Here is a 20,194-nt window from a genome sequence, read left to right on the forward strand (position 1 = left end):
ATGTTGTAAAGATGAACATACATTTTAAAGCGATAGGAAAAATTCTAACCCCTTTTAACATCTTGGAAGGAATGCCGATTCAATCGGCGGCGGCGAAAAATGTAGAAGGAACATTAGAGCTTAACCCATTGTATGTAGAAGGAATGAAAGATCTGGACGGCTTTTCTCATCTTATTCTTATTTATTATTTTCATAAGGTTCCTAAATATTCATTGTAGGTAGTTCCTTTCTTAGATGATCAACCCCATGGTATTTTTGCAACAAGATTCCCGAAAAGACCGAACCCAATCGGCTTTTCAGTCGTTCGATTGAAAAGTATTAAGGGGAACCATATCCATGTCCTAGATGTCGATGTATTGAACGAAACACCTCTACTCGATATAAAGCCTTATGTTCCGATGTTTGATGCAATAGAAACATCTAAGATTGGATGGTTTGAAAAAAGAATCGAAAACGTAGATAAAGTAAAAGTTGATAAAAGCATTTATTGAAAAGGCGGTATTGGCAAGGTCGATTAAAAAGCACCTTATGGTTTTTTTCATTGCACTGAACAAAATGTTTTTTTCTATCCATGAACGGAGACACTTTACCATTCTATATAATTATATTTTATATAAATTAATTATATAATACAAAAAATAGTTATAAGAAATTATAATAAGTTTTATATTAGATTAAAAATAGAAGGGGGAGAGAAAGCATGAAGCATTCTATTCGCATGATCATGATCATGTTTTTGTGTGCTTCAATCTTTTTTATTTTTGGTTGTACAAACGAGGGAGAAAAACAGGAATCAAAGAAGACAGAGGAAAAACAGACAGTAAAATTAACCATCTCAGCAGCCGCAAGCTTACAAGATGCCTTAACGGAAATTCAGAAAAAGTATGAAAAAGAACATGAAAATATAAAAATTACATTTAACTTTGGAAGTTCTGGTGCATTGCAACAGCAAATCGAACAAGGAGCGCCGGTAGACATATTTTTCTCGGCTGCTGAAAATAAGTTTCGCCCACTCGTAGACAAAGGATTGATTAACAAAGAAGAGAGTAAAAACTTGTTAGGAAATGAAATCGTTTTAATCGTTCCGAAAGATAAAGCAGACACAGTAAAAGGATTTCAGTCTTTGGCAGACAGCGGTATTAAGCAATTTGCATTAGGAAATCCTGAAACTACTCCAGCAGGTCAATACGGGCAGCAAACTCTGACCAAGCTAAATCTTTGGACAAAAGTGAAAGAGAAAGTCGTATACACAAAGGATGTGCGCCAAGTATTATCATATGTAGAAGCAAATACAGTGGACGCAGGAATTGTATTCAAAACTGATGCCCAAATATCTGATAAGGTAAAAATTGTCGACATTGCAGACGAAAATATGCATGATCCTATTATTTATCCAGTTGGCATCATTAAGGACACAAAGCATAAAAAAGAGGCTGCCGATTTCTATCAGTACCTACAGACAGAAGATTCGTTTCAAATTTTTGAAAAATTCGGATTTAAGATTTTGAAATAAGCGATATGACGAAAGAATATTTGAGCCCTTCATGCCCGCCATTAGTAGATTCTTAAAAAAAGCTTATTACGAAAGGTAGTTCAACTTACGAGAGTTTTGATACTTGGAAATTGCCTCATAGCATTTTTATTTTGTACAATACAGATGGACAAAAGATTGGCAATTAGGACCTTGAATTGGATTAGTCGTCATCGTCTAAATCTCCGTTAAAGTTGAATTACCATCATTTTTTTAATGCGACAAATATTTTTAAGACAACTATCAGCTATTATATTTCATTAGTAGCGATAGTATGGAAAAATCGCCTTGTTTCATTTAAATGTCATATGGTGACATTAGTCATTAGGGCGAATTTTTTTATGAATTATAAAATCTGAAATGATTATTGTGTAAATTCCGTTCAACTCAACTTGCGAATCCGTAGTTTTGCTTTTTTATATTCATAATTGCAATATGAATACAATTACAGATAAAAGCACCGCAAAAATTCCAATGGAAAAGATTGATGGAACCACAACGAATAAATGAGTAACAGCAGCAATGAGCTGACCAGGAACATATTTTTTGTATAGCAAAATTTTTTATGACAAGACCTAGAAAGATAAGCGACCAGTAAAACCATGCTGGAATATTTGAAACGATATTGGCACTCACAAGATAGTTAACCAAAAAGGTTAGCATTGCCGCAAGCAATACTTCATTTTAAACAAGAAATATCAATTGTAAATTTCTAGATAATTTAAATACCTTAAAAACAAAAATAGAGTGGAAAACGTACTTCTAGATTTTTTGGAAGAAAATCCTAGTATCCGGATTCTATCTGTCCCACAGCCGCTTCATCACCATCCGCTCCCACCACTTCCACGGCAATATATTTTTCAAGACAATTCCTAATTTCACGCCTTTGCCAACCGGATACCGCAATTTCGGATAAGGAGACTTTGCCACGTGTACAATCTGTTGGATCACTTCATACGGAGAGGGTGCCGTGTCAGCAACATGGTTGACATATTTCAAAATTTTCTCCATCTCTTTAACATAAGGAGAATCCGGATTGACCGATACCGCATCCAGCCCTTTTGACCAGATTTCCGTTTTATAGGATCCCGGTTCAATTAAAACGACATGAACACCGTACGGCAGCATCTCTAAACGCAAAGACTCGCTGAATCCTTCCACCGCAAACTTGGATGCCACGTAAGGTCCCATAGAAGGGAATCCGATTCGTCCGCTGATACTGCTTATATTCACAACCTTGCCGCTTCTGCGTGCCCTCATCGACGGCAAAACAGCTTTTGTTACTGCCACCAAACCGAAAAAATTCGTTTCAAATTGCCGACGCCATTCTTCAACAGCAAGCTCCTCCGTAAATCCTCCCGCTGCATACCCCGCGTTGTTTACCAACAGATCAATTTGGCCGTATTCTTCAATCACATTCTGAATCACAGTTTCCGCTGAGGAAAAATCGTTTACATCTAGTTGGATAATCTCAATCCGGTCTGTGACACCTGCTTCTTTGGCCGCCGCTTTCAGTCGTCCTCTCTTATTCAAATCTCTCATTGAAGCCAGCACGCGGTAGCCTTCGCGGGCAAGCGCTACACTTGTCAGCAATCCAAAGCCGCTTGAAGCCCCTGTAACAAACGCAACAGGTTGTTTCTTTAAAGTTTGATTCACAAGATTCCCTCCAGCTATTCATATTCTAACACTGCCTTTTTGCTAAATATATGTAGAGTATCATCACTGCTTTCGTCCGCAAATTCCTTCAAAAATCTGCTCCACCTATATGTTTTGACAATTCCTGTCTCTTCTTAATAAACACTTTTTATTGAAATTGTATCATGGAAAAAAGTGCATAAAATAAATTTTACTATATTTTTAGACTGAGCAATTATTTAATTAGAAGAAGTTAAACGCAAATTAACACCAAATTTTTAAAGTAGAAAATTAAGGTATTATTAGTCATATTTTATCAGCTAAAGGTTGGGGTATATTACGAAGGAAAGGTTAAAAAGATATTAGTGAAAACAATTATAAATATAATATATTGAAACAGTAGCGTTGCATAAAAAATAAAAACATTTTATGCAGAATTTTCTGAATAAAATATTTTATGATAAACGAAAAACAAGGCAGTAACCAACTAAAGGTGATCACTATCCATTTGGTAATAAATGTATTTGTTTTATCGTTACATGGCTAACGCGCTTCGTCGACTTTTTTCACTCATTCTCGTTGAATTCGTTCCACCCACACGGTACTTGGTTTCCAAAGAAAAACGCAAAGCCAACGATAAATCTGGGTGAGAGAATGTTTCGATTTCATTTCAAGTTGAATAAGAATGAGTAAACAGTAAGAAATCAGAGCTAAGTAAACCTGATTTTCTACAGCTTCTGGACTCGTTCCATAAAGATGTTTGAGTGTTAAACGTTGCTTAATCCACTTAAAAAATAGTTCAATGGCCCATCGAGAACGATAGATATCACCAAGTTCTTCTGGATCTTAGGTCGAATCGGTTCGTAATGATTCGAATTCGATTCCCGTCCGAATCGAATGTTTCGATTAATCGAAAGACATTTTCCGTTCGTTTTTGTGGTGTCCCAATGACCACCATCGAATCAGATAAAATAGAGGAATTGGATGGGACAGAGAACGATTCAAGAAATCGAACATAGGCATTCTTTTTCAGACGGGAGGCGAAAAAGAGGCCTTTATCACAGGAATAATCGAACTTTTCGTAGTCTACATAACCACGATCAAACACGTACATGGCATCTGTTTCGTCGATCAGTTGTTCCATTTGTGTTCGATCATTGTTCCCTGCTGGGGTCATGACCATTTTTTCCGGATAAACCGTATCTTCATTGACAAACACCAGTCGTAAATGAACCTTAATTCCCGACTTCGTTTTGCGAAACGTAGCCCATTGATATTTTTTCAGATTCAGTGAAATGGTCGTAGAATCCACGATTTTTAAGCCACTCACCTGACTGGAGGAATTCGTGGACATCTGGCGGATTTGATTCACTAAATCCAGAAAGATTTCTGCGAGCAATTCGGGTTTTACTTGGCGATGTTTTCGAGAAAGTTGTGAAGCACTAATAGATGTCAATCCTAATTCTCGCTGAAAATCATCCAGTAACGCATCATCGGCGATGGCGCGCAGTCCTTCTCGTTGTTGAAGTTGAGCATGCAAAAACAAAAGTAAATACGCTTTTGTGGTTAATTTTTTCGTATATTTATCTTGTTTCATCTCTTCAATTCTTTGTGTAAATTTAACAGAATTGAGAGGAGTGACCCATTTACCAAATGAAGAAAATAGTGTATCCTTGTCCATAGGCTTCATCCTTTATATTGGATTTGGACAGGGACCACCTGTACCATCCATTATAAAGGATTTTTCTGTGAAAATAATTTAATTCCACTTAGCCCATGAATAGCTTCGATCTATTGAGGGTAATATATAAATAACCTAAAAAAGACAATAAGAAAGCAGAGCTACCTAATGGAAGGTAACTTTGTTTAAACTTATTCTTCTTTGGTTATACTAATTAATTAAAGGTTCTTTATAAGGCTCCTTATTAATTAGCATAGAGTAAATGATTCGAAGCATTCGATGCGATATGGCAACGAGTGCTTTTTTCTTTCCTCTTCTTGCAGCAATCGACCAATATTTAGCAGCTAACCAACGATTCCTACTTCTAGAGATTGCCCATGCTACTTCGCACAGTACAGTTTTGATATGAGGATTCCCTTTAGTCGTTTTAGTTGACTTTCGTTTTCCTGCACTTTCATGATTTCCTGGAGCAACTCCGGCCCAAGACGCTAAGTGTTGAGAGGTAGGAAATTGTTCCATGTTCACCCCAATCTCTGCAATAATAATTGCTGCGGAATCCTTTTTAATACCCGGAATCGTTAGTAATAACTCCACTTCTTCTTTATAATTCTTCAGAATTTCATCTATTCTTTCCTCGATTTGGCTGATTAATGATTCTAAATAAACGATGTGTTGCCAAGATTGTTTGATTAGAAAGACTTGATGATCGTTTAAAGTACCGAATAAAGAGTCTGTAATCATTTGTTTTTTGTGCTTCATTCTTCCGTGAATACTATTTTCTACATCAATGGAATCAACATATCCATTTTGAATTAATTTGGATAGAAGTTTTCTTCCAGAAACACCAAACACATCTGAAATAACTGAATTTAGTTTAACATTTGAGCATTCTAATACTTTCAGAATCCTATTTTTTTCTGAAGTCAAATGGCCGATCCATTTTTTACGAAGCCGAGTTAAATCACGAAGGTTTCGTATATCTTCTGGTGGAACAAAACTTTTTTCAATCAGTCCATAACGCAATAACTTTGCAATCCACTCTGCATCCGAAACATCTGTTTTTCTTCCAGGGACATTCTTGATTCTTTGAGCATTCGCTAATGTAATATCAAAGTAATCCTCCAAAATGTTATAAACGGGCTTCCAATAAATCCCAGTACTTTCCATCGCAATGTGCGTAATGCCATGGTTTTCCAACCACTTTAGTAAACGAAAGAGATCCTTTGTTAAAGTGGGGAAAGTTTCTGTTTCAATGAATAATTCATCGTCCTGTTCGCCAATCATGACACAAGCAACAATTGTTTCAGCATGTACATCTAATCCTGCACAACGTGTCATCAGTACATCCAATATAATCCCTCCCATAAAGTAGATTCACAAACAGCGAGTGAATTTGAAATATAAGCATTTTTCTGTACGTAGTCATCATTCTAAAGGAATGAGCTAACAATGGGTTGTTCACCAAATCCACTCAAACAGTTTTTTATTCAGGGTATCATCCACCATAAAAGCCTACGTATTGTTAACTGTTTGTGTTATCTACATTATGGGAAAGAAATATCCATTTTCATGCCAGGGTTGTGAATGAAAATTCATGATTGTTTTTTATGGACTTTTTTCAATTCGGAATTTTCGAATTAAATTAATGCAACGCTAGTGATATTGAAAAACACTTAAAAATCGCCAAGTATAATAATTACCGGCGATTTTTAACTTCTATCATAGCTCATATGAATAAGTCGCTTTGCCTTTTCAAAATCTTCATCATTATAAATACTGACTTCTAAATCCCCTGTTCCGATATGACCGATATTTCGAACATCACGGCTAAATCCTGGCTCGAGTTCAATTTCATCTGGATTCACTTTTAAAAATAAGACGATTTTTTCTGTCTGAGGATGCACTTCTAAGCAGACAAAATTTTTAATGCGCTTAAAGGCTATGTAGTATTTTAATACAGCCATTTGTACATCATCGCCTAGTGCCATAATATATGCTTTTATTGCTTCAAACCGGTCTTTTAATTCTGTACTGGATTGTTCCAGATATTCGGAGACTGTCTTATATCCGGGCTTCGATGAGTTAATATGGTTTTCAACTTCCAGTAATGGTTGTGCAGTTGTTGCATTTACTAAATCGAGCAAAAGAAATCCATCTTTATAAAACTTATACTGGTACAACTCAATGTTCCGATTAATTTGTTGAACAGCATGTTCGTCATATTTTGTGAATCCACCCGCAATACATAATAAGCGCGGATTCGTCCAATCAATTGCGTCAGCCAAGTTATTGCCGTATTTGCGCATTACCATAAGAGTGAATTCTGCTTTATGATCCAACAGCCAGTCCAGATAATATAATCCTTGGTTAATGACAGCTATGAAGAGTATATTTCAAAGTTTTTCGTCAAAATAGGGATTTTCAAATTATCCACAGTTGGTAAAATTTTCCAGTTACTTTCCTTCTAAAATTTTTAAAAACTAGTCCTATTAATGCGATTTTTCTATAAAGTTGTGGATAACTTGCTTTTTTACTCCCTATTCATCACACCCTTCTGCTATAATAGAATTGTTAGGTATATGTAAACCTAACCTGTATTTTTTTACATTTTTTCAAATCCTCGACTGTTATAATGCGGGTTCGGATCGCTTCTAACAGCTTCGAGGATATTTCTTTTGCTGACTTTTTCAGCTGCTTCAAAAGTTTTGACCCATATTTATATAGTTGAACAAGGATATCAGCTATTTGAACAAGTAAGTAATGATTTTTCAGTGCATTGTAATTATGACAATTCACATGTTCAATTTCATACCAACCATTTTTCTGGTTATTAAAACCCTCATTTTCTATTTTCCAGCGTCTTCGACCTGCCTGAACAAGTATTTCTGCATTCCTTTCAGTTATTCGAAAGTTTGTAATAAACAGAAACTCCTGTTTTTTCTCATTCTCAGTTACTTTTACTTTTTCCACAAGATTTACCAAACGATCGTTATAAGCAATATCATTGACCCAGAAATATTCTGAGCTTTTACCATTCGTTTCTAAAGATTGGATTGCTCTGAATTCTTGAGAAACCGTTTTAATCCGATCTTCTTTGAACCGGAAAATATATTTCCAATTGTGTTTATCACAAATTTCAAATACTGGTTCACAAGCATAAAGGCTATCTGCGATAAGACAAATAGGAAGACGTTTAAATGTTTTCTTTAATTTATCGACTAGCCTCATAAAAGCTTTTAACTCACAATCCTGCTTTGGAACATTTTCTGACTCATTTTCTATAAATTCTGTAGCGATGCTAAGAACCATATCTCCTACCACAAGCTTGGCTTCTAGAACATGGTGCATATATGCCACTTTTGTTTCTCCGGTTTCCTTATCCTTGTATTCCCTTCTCAAACAATGTTCACAGTGTTTTTCCTTAAATGTATGGATACCTGTCCCATCGAAAACAATTGGCCAATATTTATTTAGAATCCGGAGGGATTCTAAGCATCTTTTTTCAAAAAGTTTTTTGATTAGATAAATCCTTATGGTTTCAAGCTCTTTTGGCTCCAACTTTGCTAAAAAGTCATTAATTGTATCATAATGCGGGAGCTCGTTGAGCTCTTTCAAACCCAAAACTACTCGAATATTTTCGATACATTCATCCTTATTAAACAATTCGGTCATACTTCTCATTGATTTGATTCCAAATACACTTTTAAGAAGAATGGTGTAAAGGATTGTTTCTGGACCATAGGTAATGTAGCTTTGATGCCTTTTATCTTTTACTTTTTTTAGTTGATCTACCAAGTCTTTAAAGAAATGATTTTGAATCTTAACGAAGTCGAAGAAAAAGTTTTGGTTTTTTTCTCTTTCTCTTTTTTCTTTCCTTGTTAACATTCACAAATCCCCCTTAAATCTTGATAAATCCAGATAAATTATCGCATATTTATCAAAATATGGGGGCTAGAAGCTCAATTTATCTCGAAGAATTTTTACTCCTCAGAGCTGGGTTAATGACATTTTCATTGACAGCTCGTTTATATTCGATAATAACTGGAGAGTTATTTTCATCAATACCTAATGTATCGATTCTGCCGCCATGTGTCTTGCCAGTAGAATATTCTGATGCTAAAAACCGTACACCTAAAAATGTTTCAAGATTACGCTCAATAAGGGTTTGCAGCGATTTTTCAATTGTCAGAGAAGTGCCTTCCAATTCACTTACATGTTCTCCATTTATACGAAATAATTTAATATCACCCATGAAACTACTCCTTCTTTTATTGTGCATCTAAAACTACAATTACAATAAATGAATAATGATAGTATACAATAAGCGTTGATATTTAGCGGACTAAATAATTTTTTCGCTTGTAAATGAGACATATTAGTCAATCTGTGTAAAGAATACGGAAGAACGTAACAAAAGACCCCAATTCAATTTTAATAATGTTCCACTCGTTCGGAAATATGTTTGCAAAATTATTTTGGCTCTTGAAAATACTAGAGAAACCAATCAATACATTCATTACAAAGACTGCTTGATTATTAACTACATGAAATGTTTATTACCCTTTGCAAGAAAGGAAATCATGTTGCAAACGATACAGATGATGAAACAACCGGAGAAGCAAAAGTGGTATTGTTAATTATTTTTCTCTCAAGCGCCCAGTTTACGAACTATATGATAACTTAAATTTTAAGTCAATTGAATATCTAGACATGTCGAGCATGAGGAATTTCAAAGAGACATCAAGAAAAGATAAAATAGCGGAAGACTCTAGCTCTGAATTTATAGGCGTTATCACGACTAGACCAGACAATCAAAATGACGAAAAAATCCAAAAATTAAAAAAGGTTTTGCACACACCGGAGGTTAAAAAATTCATTGAGGAAACATTCCATGGGGACATAATCCCAGTATTTGAATAATGGGGGCTGTCACAAATGATACATTTAAAAAATATAAAGAAAACTTATCAAATTAAAAAAGATGAGAAATTGGAAGCAATTAAATCCGTATCATTAAAAGTGGAAAAAGGGGATATCTATGGGATTATCGGATTTAGCGGAGCAGGAAAGTCAACTCTTCTTCGTACAATCAATCTCCTTGAAAAGCCTGATGAAGGGGAGGTTCTTATTGAAGGAAGAAATATAATGGCTTTAAAGAAGAAAGAGCTGCGGCATATGAGACAATCGATTTCCATGATATTTCAACATTTTAACTTGATTCATAATAAAACGGTTTATGACAATGTATCTTTTCCATTAGAAATTGCCGGAATACCATCCGTTAAACGTAAAAGTATAATAGAAGAATGTCTTTCCATAGTTCAATTAGAAGATAAAGCAAATCAATACCCCTCTAATTTAAGCGGGGGGGGGGGACAAAAACAAAGAGTTGCCATCGCAAGAGCTTTGGCAACGAACCCGAAAATTTTGTTATGTGATGAGCCTACATCAGCTTTAGATCCACAAACAACGGATAATATTCTATCCTTTTTAAAGAAAATTAATCAAGAGCTAAATATAACGATGGTTATTGTTACACATGAAATGGATGTAGTGAGAAAAATTTGCAATAAAGTAGCCGTAATGGAAAAAGGAAGTATTTTAGAGGAATTTTCGTTATCAGACAATCAATATAATCCTAAGTCTGATATTGCTAAATTAATATTTAATAAGGACAAAAGGATGATCCTAAATGTTTGAAAACATCATTCAACAAATTCCTGATATAATAGAAGCCACTAAGCAAACAGCCATTATGGTAGGTATTTCAGTAACAGCTGGCATACTATTTGGAATTCCTTTAGGAACGATTCTGTTTTTAACAAGAAAAGGGCAATTATTAGAACAGCCGCATATTTTCAATATTTTAAATTCATTAGTGAATTTAATTAACGCATTTCCATTATTAATTTTAATCGTAGCTGTCATTCCGTTTACTCGGCTGTTGGTAGGAACATCCGTTGGAACGGTTCCTGCCTCTGTACCGCTTTCGATCGCTATTATTCCTTATTTCGCCAGACTAATAGAACAATCTTTAGTGGAAGTAAATAAAGGGGTCATCGAAGCAGCTATTTCAATGGGAGCTAATATATTTCAAATTATATGGAAAGTAATGTTTGTTGAAGCGAGAGCAGGAATGGTAGTCAGCTTATCTATCCCGAAAATTTAAGTCCATGAAAAAAGCACAAAAAATCCAGGGGGTGTTAACACCAGCAGATTGGTATTTGCTGGAATAAGTCATGTTTATGCACCTGATGGTTACTGTTTCGGTTAACTACGCTGTTTGATTTGACGGCTCTACCATGACCTTAAACCCTAGTGTTTCCAACTTCCGAATCGCTTGTCTGGCGACTTGATGGCGCTTGCGTTCTTCGTAGTAATGTGGACCAAGTTCGATGTAAGTCTGCTTCTTTTTGAGGAGATGGTAGACAATAGTCAGGATGCTATGAGCGACCGCAACCGCTGCACGATTGGCCCCCCGGCGTGCAGCAATACGGTGGTACTGGCTGGATAGATAGGTGTGTTTGGACCTAGCAGCGGCACGGGCGGCTTCCACCAGGGTGCTACGAAGCTTCTGGTTTCCCTTGCGGGTTTTCCCTGACTTTCGTTTTCCGGCACTTTCGTTATTCCCTGGGGCGACTCCTGCCCATGAACACAAGTGAGCTGCCGAAGGAAACTGTGTCATGTCAGGGCCAATCTCAGCCAAAATATGCTCCGCTGTGCGCCGACCAACGCCGGGGATCGTATCTAACCGCTCCAGGTCATCTTCAAAAGGGCGCATCCGCTCCTTGATTTCAGCATCCAGTTCTTCAATCAAGGCATCTAAGTGATCAATATGCTCAAGCTGGGTTTTAAGCATCAGGCGTTGATGAGGGCCGATGAGGCCCTTCAGGGCCTTTTTCAACTCCTCTTTCTTCCGTTTGAGACGGCGCTGAGCCAGTTCGGATAGCACATCGGGGTCAGTTTCACCATTAATTAAAGCCTCGATCATGGCTCGACCCGATTTGCCCAGCACATTGGTCGCCACCGAGGAGAGTTTGATGTTAGCCCCTTCCAGTACCTTCTGGATGCGGTTGATTTCGCGAGCCCGCTCTTCAATCAGGCTGCGACGATAACGGATGAGTTCCCTCAACTCCCGTTGCTGGCGGTCAGGGATGTAACTACCTTGTAGCAATCCATGGCGTAAGAGTCCAGCGATCCACTCGGCATCCTTTACATCTGTTTTGCGACCAGGCACATTTTTGATATGTTTGGCATTGACCACTAAAATCTTGATGTCTTCCATCTCCAACAGGTTATAAATTGGCTTCCAGTAGGAACCTGTACTTTCCATGGCCACGTGAGTGACGCCATGCGCCTTGATCCAGTCTACAAGCATAAGCAAGTCTTCAGTCATGGTAGAAAACGTGCGGATCTCTTGATGATCCGGAGTAATAATACAAGCGACGACGTTCTTCTTATGAACGTCTAATCCACAAACATGAGTATGGATAATGTCCATGTTCGTTCCCCCATGCCTAACATGTAATAAACACAGGCTGGCGGTGCAACGACCATACACGTCATTCTATCCCGCGTGCTTCCCCAGGGAGCAACAGTCTGTGGTGCACCAGGTCGTCGGGGTCTGTCTAATTAACGGGCTCATGGCACCAAGGTAAGACGACCTCGCTGGCCAGCCTAAGATTAAGTATACATGGACGAACTATTTTCATCATCTGCTGGTGCCGCTTTTGCGGCATGGGGGTCTAATATTATTATTCTTTTAATATCTTATTCTACCATAGCGGGTGTTGTTGGCGCAGGCGGTCTCGGAGATTTTGCCGTTCGAAATGGCTATTATCGTTATCAACCGGATATTATGCTTGCTACAGTTGTTATCATGATCATTTTAGTTTCCATTATTCAAATTAGCGGCAGCCGTTTAGCCAGTTTTTTGGATAAACGATAAGCTAAACGGAGGCATTTATTGCGGGATTTTTGAACATAGTGTCTTAACAAAATGATGATTTGTTTCAAAGCATTGCTTGAATCGAGATCTTCTATAAAGTTTTAGTAAAATCCAGTCTGAATAAGAAAATGCGATTAACAATTGTTCCCCCTCTTTTAATTTTATATAGATGAAGGAAGCTGTTGACATGGGTTATTGTTCAACAGCTTCTTGTTTTAAACATAGTATTGGCTTCTTAAAAAAGGGAATTTTAACGTTTTATTTTTTTCCTCATAAATTGTATTTTATACCCATCACCGGTATAATGTATAAAAATGTAGTCAAGAGGTGATATCAGTAAATCAAATCATCAAAATAGTTCTGCGAGATCGAAAGCATGTTGAAGCTATGTACGTGCGGGAACAAAAGATGGTCGAGGACAATCGATATGAAAAGTGCAAATTTTTGCAATTCAAGCCGTGTAAACTAAGTTGTCAGGGAGGACCATTATTTGCAATCAGGTCATGTTTCAAAAATCAAAAGCTGCTTAAATAGGTTTCAAATTTTCACAAGTCTGGCGGCATGGTCGCATCGGTATGTTCAGGTGCACTATTGTTGGCAGAAGCAGGTCATTATCCGGCAAAAAGGCAACTACACATTCATTTGCAAATGAATACATGAAATCTAATTAAATGGACATTGAAGTAGTTCAAAATGTCCGATTTGTGGATGAAGGCAATATTCTAACTTCTGCTGGAGTGTCAGCTGGAATCGATATGTCTTTATACATCGTAGCAAAATTACTGGGAGAAACAGTAGCACGTACAACAGCAGCTACAGAAGAATATCCATACTGGTCTGAAAATATTGGGGGAGCTGGTCGGAAGTTTTAGTAAAGTTGAGCATCACTTGACTGTAACTTGATTTTCATGCAGGCGAAGCAGCGAAAATTTCTGTTTCGCGTAAAGTTATTTGCACTGACTTTAAAAATTTCTTTCATACTTTCGGGTCAATTATAAAAATTATGTTAAAAATCGTATTTTCCGTTGATTTATATAAGTATATTGTTATATACTTATTGAAGATAAGGAAATGATAATACTAAACAGTATTCATGTCGTGGATATGAAAAGACATTTTTTAGTGTGCGATGAACCATAAAGTAGATTGATATATAAGTAAATATTTATATAACTATATGTATAGGGGGTGTTCCAAATGCAAAAAGCAGTGGTGGAAATAGAAAAAGCCTCACACGTTTTAAAGCTACTCGGTGATAAAACACGTTTAACGATCATGGCCATTTTAAAACAACGTGAGTGTTGTGTATGTGAGCTTCTTGAAGTGTTTGACATGAGTCAGCCGGCGATTAGTCAGCATCTTCGCAAGTTAAAAGATGCAGGATTAGTAAAAGAGGATAAGAGGGGACAGTGGATTTATTATTCCCTCAACCCACAAAATGAGTTATATGATTTCATTCAAGAAATTCTGCAGCACATTCCAGATCAAACAGAGAATATTCGTAAGATTGAGGAAACCAACCCTACGCTCCGTTGCGGTTGTTAACCTACTAATTAAATGGGGAGGAAAAAATGAGTAATACGGGGAAAAAACGGCTATCGTTTTTGGATCGATACTTAACACTATGGATTTTCCTTGCTATGGCAGCAGGGATCGGCTTAGGATTCGTCTTTCCGGGGTTTATAGACGTAATGAACAGTTTGCAGGTAGGAACGACATCGATTCCACTTGCCATTGGCTTAATTTTAATGATGTATCCTCCATTGGCAAAAGTTCGCTACGAAGAGATGGGACGCGTCTTTAAAGACATCAAGGTATTGGTTTTGTCCCTTGTACAAAATTGGATTATTGGACCAATATTGATGTTTGTATTGGCGATTGTCTTTTTGCCGGATAAACCCGAATACATGGTCGGACTCATCCTAATCGGTCTGGCGCGTTGTATTGCGATGGTGATCGTCTGGAATGATTTAGCGAAAGGAGATAGAGAGTACGCGGCTGGATTGGTGGCGTTTAACTCTGTATTCCAAGTGCTATTTTACTCTGTTTATGCGTATGTGTTTGTGACAATCATTCCAGAATGGATAGGACTAGAAGGTGCTGTCGTTGATATTACAATGATGGAAGTCGCTAAGTCGGTGTTCATTTACTTAGGAATTCCGTTTCTTGGCGGAATGGTGACGCGCTTTTTGTTGGTAAAAGCAAAGGGCAGACAATGGTATGAAAAAGTATTCATTCCAAAAATCAGCCCGATTACATTGATTTCTTTATTGTTTACGATTATCGTCATGTTCTCTTTAAAAGGAGACGCTATCGTAAGTTTGCCGTTGGATGTAGTGAGAGTTGCCATTCCATTGTTCATTTACTTTGTGTTGATGTTCTTTGTTTCCTTCTTCATGGGGAAGAAATTTGGAGCGAGCTACCCTGTAACCACAACGCTTGCCTTTACAGCCGGCAGTAATAACTTTGAGTTAGCGATTGCCGTAGCTGTTGGCGTGTTTGGAATCGATTCTGGTGCAGCGTTTGCAGCTGTTATTGGACCACTGGTGGAAGTGCCTGTCATGATTGCATTGGTTAACGTAGCATTATGGTTTCAACGAAAATACTTCAAAACCGAATCAGTATCATATTAACAACAAAGGTGGAATGAAACATGAAAGACAAAAAGACGATTTACTTCTTATGCACTGGCAACTCTTGCCGCAGCCAAATGGCAGAAGGATGGGCAAAAAAATATCTTGGCGACGAGTGGGAAGTGTACAGCGCCGGTATCGAAGCTCACGGATTAAATCCAAACGCGGTAAAAGTCATGAAAGAAGTAGGGATTGACATTTCTAATCAAACATCCGATGTGATTGATCCGGAAATTTTAAATAATGCTGATTTAGTCGTAACATTATGCGGTCATGCCGCAGACCATTGCCCGGTAACCCCGCCAAATGTGAAACGCGTACATTGGGGATTCGATGATCCGGCAAAGGCAGAAGGAACGGAAGAGGAAAAATTAGCTGTATTCCGTCGTGTTCGCGATGAAATCGGTGAAAGAATTAAACGTTTTGCTGAGACTGGTGAATAACTTCCTTCAGTCCCTCCATATCAATAACAAAAAGAGCCTGGAGAACTTTCTTGGGCTCTTCGTGTTTTTTAGGAGAAAAATTAGACAATTAACGAAAAAGTCATATAGCATTGGCTGTTGCAAGACAATATCAACATTAAGATTATTAGATCTGCTGCAATGGGGCAGATTTTAGGGAGAAAAATAGATAGTAAAAAAAGATTCCCTGTTTTGATTGTCAAATTATTGAGAGATTCTCTAATCGACAAAGAACAAGCAGGAGTATATCCCGCGCGGCCGTTTTTTGACTCCCAGCGAACCGCATATACAATCTGTTCGTCCTCGAAAAAGCCGCTTGAACAAGCGTATTTTTTCTTCAGGGGACGATTGGTTAGTAACTATCGAGCTAGTCGAAGTGACAGACTGATTATTTTCTTTCTTTTGCATCATAGCTGAGAGAACTTGTTTTAAGTATTCATAAAGCCTACAAAAAGCTATCCTAAAGAAATAGCAAAAAAGTAGCAGTTAACAATTTGATGAAGAATAATTAAAATGAGGGATGCTATAATGAGGATATAGAGTATTAAGAAAACGGTGGTGATAAATTTGTTATCACAGCAAGAAATACTTAACGAAATGTCCAGAAACTTAGATATATGGAAGGAAAAATATGGTGTAAAACGGATAGGTTTGTTTGGTTCGTATAGCCGGGGAGAACAAAAGGAGTCCAGTGACATTGATGTGTTAGTAGAATTTATGGATCATGCCATGACATTCGATAATTATATGGAGTTAAAATTCAATCTGGAAGATCATTTTCAAAAGCCGGTAGATTTAGTCATTTTAGATGATATCAAGCCATCATTAAAGTCGAGTATTTTAAGGAGTGCTAAGTATGCGGAGAGAGCCTAAAGTCTTTTTACAAGATATTCTTGCGGCTGCAGAAAAAGTTGAAAAATACACCAAGGGCTTATCTTATGATGATTTTCTAAACAATGACTTAGTGTCGGACGCGGTAATTAAAAATATATTAGTGATTGGTGAAGCAACGAAAAACATTCCAGACGAAATCCGACAAGCACACCCGCATATCGAATGGAGAAAGATGGCTGGCATGAGAGATATGATGATTCACGGCTATTTCTCCATTAATTATCGAATTGTCTGGGATGTTGTTCAGAATAAGATTCCTAAGTTAAAACAACATGTTGAACAATTACTAAGTGATTTTTAATAAAGACCAAATTTTTTCAAGTTAACATAGAACGTAGAGGATGATAATCGATAATAATTTACTCTCGTCAAAATCGCCCTTGCTACATTCGTATTTTCAACCGGCGTTCTCTTAAAATCTCTAGTTGCTCATCAAATGTAGTTGGACGTTTAACATTTGCTGTATTTTCTAACCCCCATAAATAAATGAAAAAGCCCCACCTTGGTACACATTGTTAAGAGTCGAGGTGGGTTCTGCTAATTTAATCGTAATCTTGTGTAAGTGAAGTGAAATGAAACATACACACATTTCTATAACTAAGATTAAAACAACTTCATCTGTTCGTTGTACAAACTGTTTTTTTCATCTAACACATAGCCCATGGCGCGGTATCCCGCCAATCTTTTTTCAAACATCTTTTGCATCATCGGGATGTTTTTATCCACGTAGTCATATACACGTACTTCTTGTTTATTCGCATGAATTCGATGCAAGCGTCCAACATATTGTTGCAGGGTGCCTTTCCATGAAATCGGCATGGCTAAAAATAGAGTATCTAACCTCGCATCGTCAAATCCTTCACCGATATATTTTCCTGTTGCAATCACTAATCTTTCCATGTCATCAGGAATGGAAGAAAGTCGATGCAATTGTTCCATCCGTTCTTTTTTCGTCATATTCCCGGAGAGTACAATAATATTTTTAGCAAATCCTTTAAATAATTGCTTTAAAATTTCAACATGTTCAATTCGTTCTGTTAAGATTAGCGGACAACGGCCTTCTTCAAGCGCAGACAACACATCATCAAATAATTGCTGATTTCTCTGTTCATTGAGTGCTGTTTCTTTATAAAGTTGCTGAATATCGTTGTGTGAGGACGTAAAGTTCGTATACCTCGGAATTAAACGATGAATAAATGGCCTTACTTTTGCTTGGGTTTTCCCGTCAATTTTATAACGAATAGGACCACATTGCATGTGAATAATAGGGTGTAAACCATCTTTACGAATCGGTGTAGCCGTTAGCCCATACACATACTTGGCGCGAACTTGTTTTAACACTTTCTCAAAGCTAAAGGCAGAAATATGATGGCATTCATCGACAATGATTTGGCCATATCGGGTAATAAATGACTTCAACTGACCTTTGTAATTTAAGCTTTGAATGGTTGCTATATCAATTTTTCCTGTTATTTTGTTTTTTCCGCCGCCAATTTGTCCGATTTCTTTTGATGAAATATTAAGAAACGTTGATAATTGCTCCAACCACTGTTGCATCAACTGTGTCCGATGAACAATGACTAGCGTATTAACTTTTCGTTCCGCAATAAGAGCGGCCGCTATAACTGTTTTACCAAAACCAGTGGTTGCTGAAAGAACACCTGTATTGTGTTTCAATAATTGCAATATGGCATCGTGTTGCTGAGAAGTTAACTCACCTTGAAATTCCACCTCAATCGTCTGTCCATCGAATTGATCATCAATGATTTCAGTTTGAATGGACAATGACGATAAAAGGTTAATAACCTCCTCCAAACAGCCGCGCGGTAAGACTAAATATCCTTCCTCATCCCAAGAGCAATTAATCACTCGTGGTATTCCGTATGTAGACATGCGATTTTTCTGAGCTTTATAAAATTCAGGATTCGCTAATGTTGCTAGTTTCGTCAACTTAGTTAAAAGAGAAGAGGGGACTCTATCATTTGGAATGTATAGACCATTCTTTAATTCAATAGTAATTTTCTCTGGATAAACTTCGTTTACAGTAATAGATTTATTTTCGTAAAGCTGTACCACATCTTGTACTTCTTTTTTTGTGATCGTTTGAACAGAAGATAGATACAGCCATTGGTCTGGATAAGGAGTAAAGGATTCATCGACAAATACACTATTGCCGTTTATCCTTGGCTTTCGCTGAAGCGGCAATGCGATTAAATTTCCGAATCCGCCTTTTGGAAGCGTATCTTGATTCGGGAATAATCGATCATAGGAGTCTAAACCTATTTCATATCGTTTTTCCATTGTTTTAGTGAGCAATGTCATTCCCATTTTGCGAGCTAATGAAGCAGGAATCGCTTCGGAGAAGAAAATCCATACGTGTGCACCATTCCCAGATCTTGAGCGTTCAATGCTATACGGTACGGAAAACTCTTTACATACACGAACAAACGCCAACACATCCTCTTGCCAATTCTTTTTGTCAAAATCAATCGCCAAAAAGAAACACGTTTCATCTTTTTGCATCGGATAAATTCCAACAGTATGCTTCCCACTTAAATGATCGTAAAGTACTTGATCATTTAGCGGTAGCAATGTTCGATGCGGACACTCACTGCATTTGATCTCCGGTTTTCGACAAAGAGGTGGTTGCCACTCATAGGCACAGGCAGGTGTATATCCCGCACGGCCGTTTTTTGACTCCCAGCGAACCGCAAATACATCAGTCCGTCCTCGAAAAAGCCGCTTGAATAATCGTATCTTTTCTTCAGGGGACGATTGGTTGTTGACTATAGAACTAGCCGTAGTTACAGAATTACTTTTTTCTTTCTTTTGCATCATCGTTGAAAGAATGTGTTTTAAATATTCATTTTCTTTCCTTAAACGTTCGCATTCCGCAAGAGCTTCTTGCAACTGAATCCGGATATCCATGACTTTACCTCTAAAACATTTATTTAACTGTAATGATATTGTAAAGTATTGAGTTAGATGTGTAAATTAAGCAACTCTTCATGCTAGTATTTAATTAAACTACTTAATTCATTTAAACCACTGTAAGGAAGAAAGACTTATCATTGGAAGCGGAGGAATTTAGCAGCTTTTGTCGTAAGCTAAATACAGAAAGGAATCTTTGTTAAGAACATCAACCATCCTGCGAATAAAAGAAAAAAGGTTAAGACAACAATGTTCTATTAATCAAATAGATTCACGGGAGGTTGTTTAAAAAGTAAGGTGGTTTTGTAATATGGATAGAACTACTATTTTTATAAGTTCTGTTGCACAAGATGCTCTTTCCTCTATACGAAACGCTGTATTTGAGGAATTAAAAAATATGGGGCATGAACCTATTCGTTTTGAAGATAGACCCCCATGCCGAAAAAAATTCGGCACCATCGGAAGGATGAAAACGAATAT

17 protein-coding genes and 3 pseudogenes are annotated in these 20,194 nt (G+C 37.2%); 12 read left to right on the plus strand and 8 right to left on the minus strand.

The genetic code is table 11. The annotated features are described in order from the left end of the window. Positions 1-71: 71 nt before the first annotated feature. Both tsaA and modA read left to right on the plus strand, forming a co-directional pair. Positions 72-491: pseudogene (gene tsaA / locus NSQ44_RS09205) on the plus strand (tRNA (N6-threonylcarbamoyladenosine(37)-N6)-methyltransferase TrmO). 209 nt (positions 492-700) lie between these two features. Beyond that, complete coding sequence (modA, locus tag NSQ44_RS09210) at positions 701-1,513, plus strand: molybdate ABC transporter substrate-binding protein (protein WP_117017193.1); 813 nt, start codon at positions 701-703, stop codon at positions 1,511-1,513. 816 nt (positions 1,514-2,329) lie between these two features. Here modA and NSQ44_RS09215 read toward each other — a convergent pair. The 6 genes and pseudogenes from NSQ44_RS09215 to NSQ44_RS09240 form a co-directional block, all read right to left on the minus strand. Beyond that, complete coding sequence (locus NSQ44_RS09215; protein ID WP_340856728.1) at positions 2,330-3,187, minus strand: oxidoreductase; 858 nt, start codon at positions 3,185-3,187, stop codon at positions 2,330-2,332. Between the two features lie 549 nt (positions 3,188-3,736). After that, positions 3,737-4,847, minus strand: a pseudogene (locus NSQ44_RS09220) (IS4 family transposase). 210 nt (positions 4,848-5,057) lie between these two features. Next, entirely contained in the window at positions 5,058-6,197 is a 1,140-nt protein-coding gene (locus tag NSQ44_RS09225; protein ID WP_340856730.1) for an IS110 family transposase, read from the minus strand. Between the two features lie 359 nt (positions 6,198-6,556). Then, positions 6,557-7,159, minus strand: coding sequence for a DUF5655 domain-containing protein (locus tag NSQ44_RS09230; RefSeq protein ID WP_340856732.1), 603 nt, complete (start codon positions 7,157-7,159; stop codon positions 6,557-6,559). Between the two features lie 259 nt (positions 7,160-7,418). Next, positions 7,419-8,732 carry a transposase family protein gene (locus NSQ44_RS09235; protein WP_044897475.1) on the minus strand — a complete coding sequence of 438 codons (1,314 nt, stop codon included), beginning with the start codon at positions 8,730-8,732 and terminating at the stop codon, positions 7,419-7,421. A gap of 103 nt (positions 8,733-8,835) precedes the next feature. Further along, positions 8,836-9,099, minus strand: a pseudogene (locus NSQ44_RS09240) (DUF91 domain-containing protein); the annotation flags it as partial. A 467-nt stretch (positions 9,100-9,566) separates the two neighbouring features. Between NSQ44_RS09240 and NSQ44_RS09245 the strand changes: the two are divergent. The 3 genes from NSQ44_RS09245 to NSQ44_RS09255 are packed head-to-tail and all read left to right on the plus strand — an operon-like array spanning position 9,567 to position 11,016. Continuing rightward, the gene (locus tag NSQ44_RS09245) at positions 9,567-9,767 is read left to right on the plus strand and encodes a MetQ/NlpA family ABC transporter substrate-binding protein (RefSeq protein WP_232515759.1); all 201 of its coding nucleotides are present in this window, start codon (positions 9,567-9,569) and stop codon (positions 9,765-9,767) included. A gap of 15 nt (positions 9,768-9,782) precedes the next feature. After that, on the plus strand, positions 9,783-10,547 hold the full coding sequence (locus NSQ44_RS09250) for a methionine ABC transporter ATP-binding protein (protein WP_340856736.1): 765 nt from the start codon (positions 9,783-9,785) through the stop codon (positions 10,545-10,547). Next, positions 10,540-11,016 carry a methionine ABC transporter permease gene (locus tag NSQ44_RS09255; protein WP_340856738.1) on the plus strand — a complete coding sequence of 159 codons (477 nt, stop codon included), beginning with the start codon at positions 10,540-10,542 and terminating at the stop codon, positions 11,014-11,016. Before NSQ44_RS09250 ends, NSQ44_RS09255 begins: the two co-directional genes overlap by 8 nt. 105 nt (positions 11,017-11,121) lie before the next feature. Here NSQ44_RS09255 and NSQ44_RS09260 read toward each other — a convergent pair whose 3' ends face one another. Further along, a complete protein-coding gene (locus NSQ44_RS09260; protein WP_044897903.1) occupies positions 11,122-12,348 on the minus strand; it encodes an IS110 family transposase in 1,227 nt (408 codons plus the stop codon). 192 nt (positions 12,349-12,540) lie between these two features. Between NSQ44_RS09260 and NSQ44_RS09265 the strand changes: the two genes are divergently transcribed. From NSQ44_RS09265 to NSQ44_RS09295, 7 genes are all read left to right on the plus strand, one after another. Further along, positions 12,541-12,795, plus strand: a complete 255-nt coding sequence (locus tag NSQ44_RS09265) for a hypothetical protein (protein WP_340856742.1) — start codon at positions 12,541-12,543, stop codon at positions 12,793-12,795. Positions 12,796-13,466: 671 nt separating this feature from the next. After that, positions 13,467-13,667 carry a hypothetical protein gene (locus NSQ44_RS09270; protein WP_063388320.1) on the plus strand — a complete coding sequence of 67 codons (201 nt, stop codon included), beginning with the start codon at positions 13,467-13,469 and terminating at the stop codon, positions 13,665-13,667. 325 nt (positions 13,668-13,992) lie between these two features. Next, the gene (locus tag NSQ44_RS09275) at positions 13,993-14,340 is read left to right on the plus strand and encodes an ArsR/SmtB family transcription factor (protein WP_340856745.1); all 348 of its coding nucleotides are present in this window, start codon (positions 13,993-13,995) and stop codon (positions 14,338-14,340) included. Positions 14,341-14,366: 26 nt separating this feature from the next. After that, positions 14,367-15,428 (plus strand): ACR3 family arsenite efflux transporter, encoded by a 1,062-nt coding sequence (gene arsB, locus NSQ44_RS09280; protein WP_340856749.1) that lies wholly within the window; start codon positions 14,367-14,369, stop codon positions 15,426-15,428. A gap of 20 nt (positions 15,429-15,448) precedes the next feature. Further along, positions 15,449-15,871: an arsenate reductase (thioredoxin) gene (arsC, locus tag NSQ44_RS09285; RefSeq protein WP_340856751.1), complete on the plus strand. Its 423-nt coding sequence runs from the start codon at positions 15,449-15,451 to the stop codon at positions 15,869-15,871. Between the two features lie 615 nt (positions 15,872-16,486). Further along, a complete protein-coding gene (locus tag NSQ44_RS09290) occupies positions 16,487-16,762 on the plus strand; it encodes a nucleotidyltransferase family protein (RefSeq protein WP_066248648.1) in 276 nt (91 codons plus the stop codon). Further along, the gene (locus NSQ44_RS09295; RefSeq protein WP_066248612.1) at positions 16,746-17,084 is read left to right on the plus strand and encodes a HepT-like ribonuclease domain-containing protein; all 339 of its coding nucleotides are present in this window, start codon (positions 16,746-16,748) and stop codon (positions 17,082-17,084) included. Before NSQ44_RS09290 ends, NSQ44_RS09295 begins: the two co-directional genes overlap by 17 nt. A 302-nt stretch (positions 17,085-17,386) precedes the next feature. Here NSQ44_RS09295 and NSQ44_RS09300 read toward each other — a convergent pair whose 3' ends face one another. Continuing rightward, positions 17,387-19,711, minus strand: coding sequence for a TOTE conflict system archaeo-eukaryotic primase domain-containing protein (locus tag NSQ44_RS09300; protein ID WP_340856755.1), 2,325 nt, complete (start codon positions 19,709-19,711; stop codon positions 17,387-17,389). Positions 19,712-20,194 lie beyond the last annotated feature (483 nt).

Origin of the sequence: Aeribacillus sp. FSL M8-0254 (assembly GCF_038008845.1) — a bacterium.
In the GTDB taxonomy this organism is placed as follows: Bacteria; Bacillota; Bacilli; order Bacillales; family Aeribacillaceae; genus Aeribacillus; species Aeribacillus composti.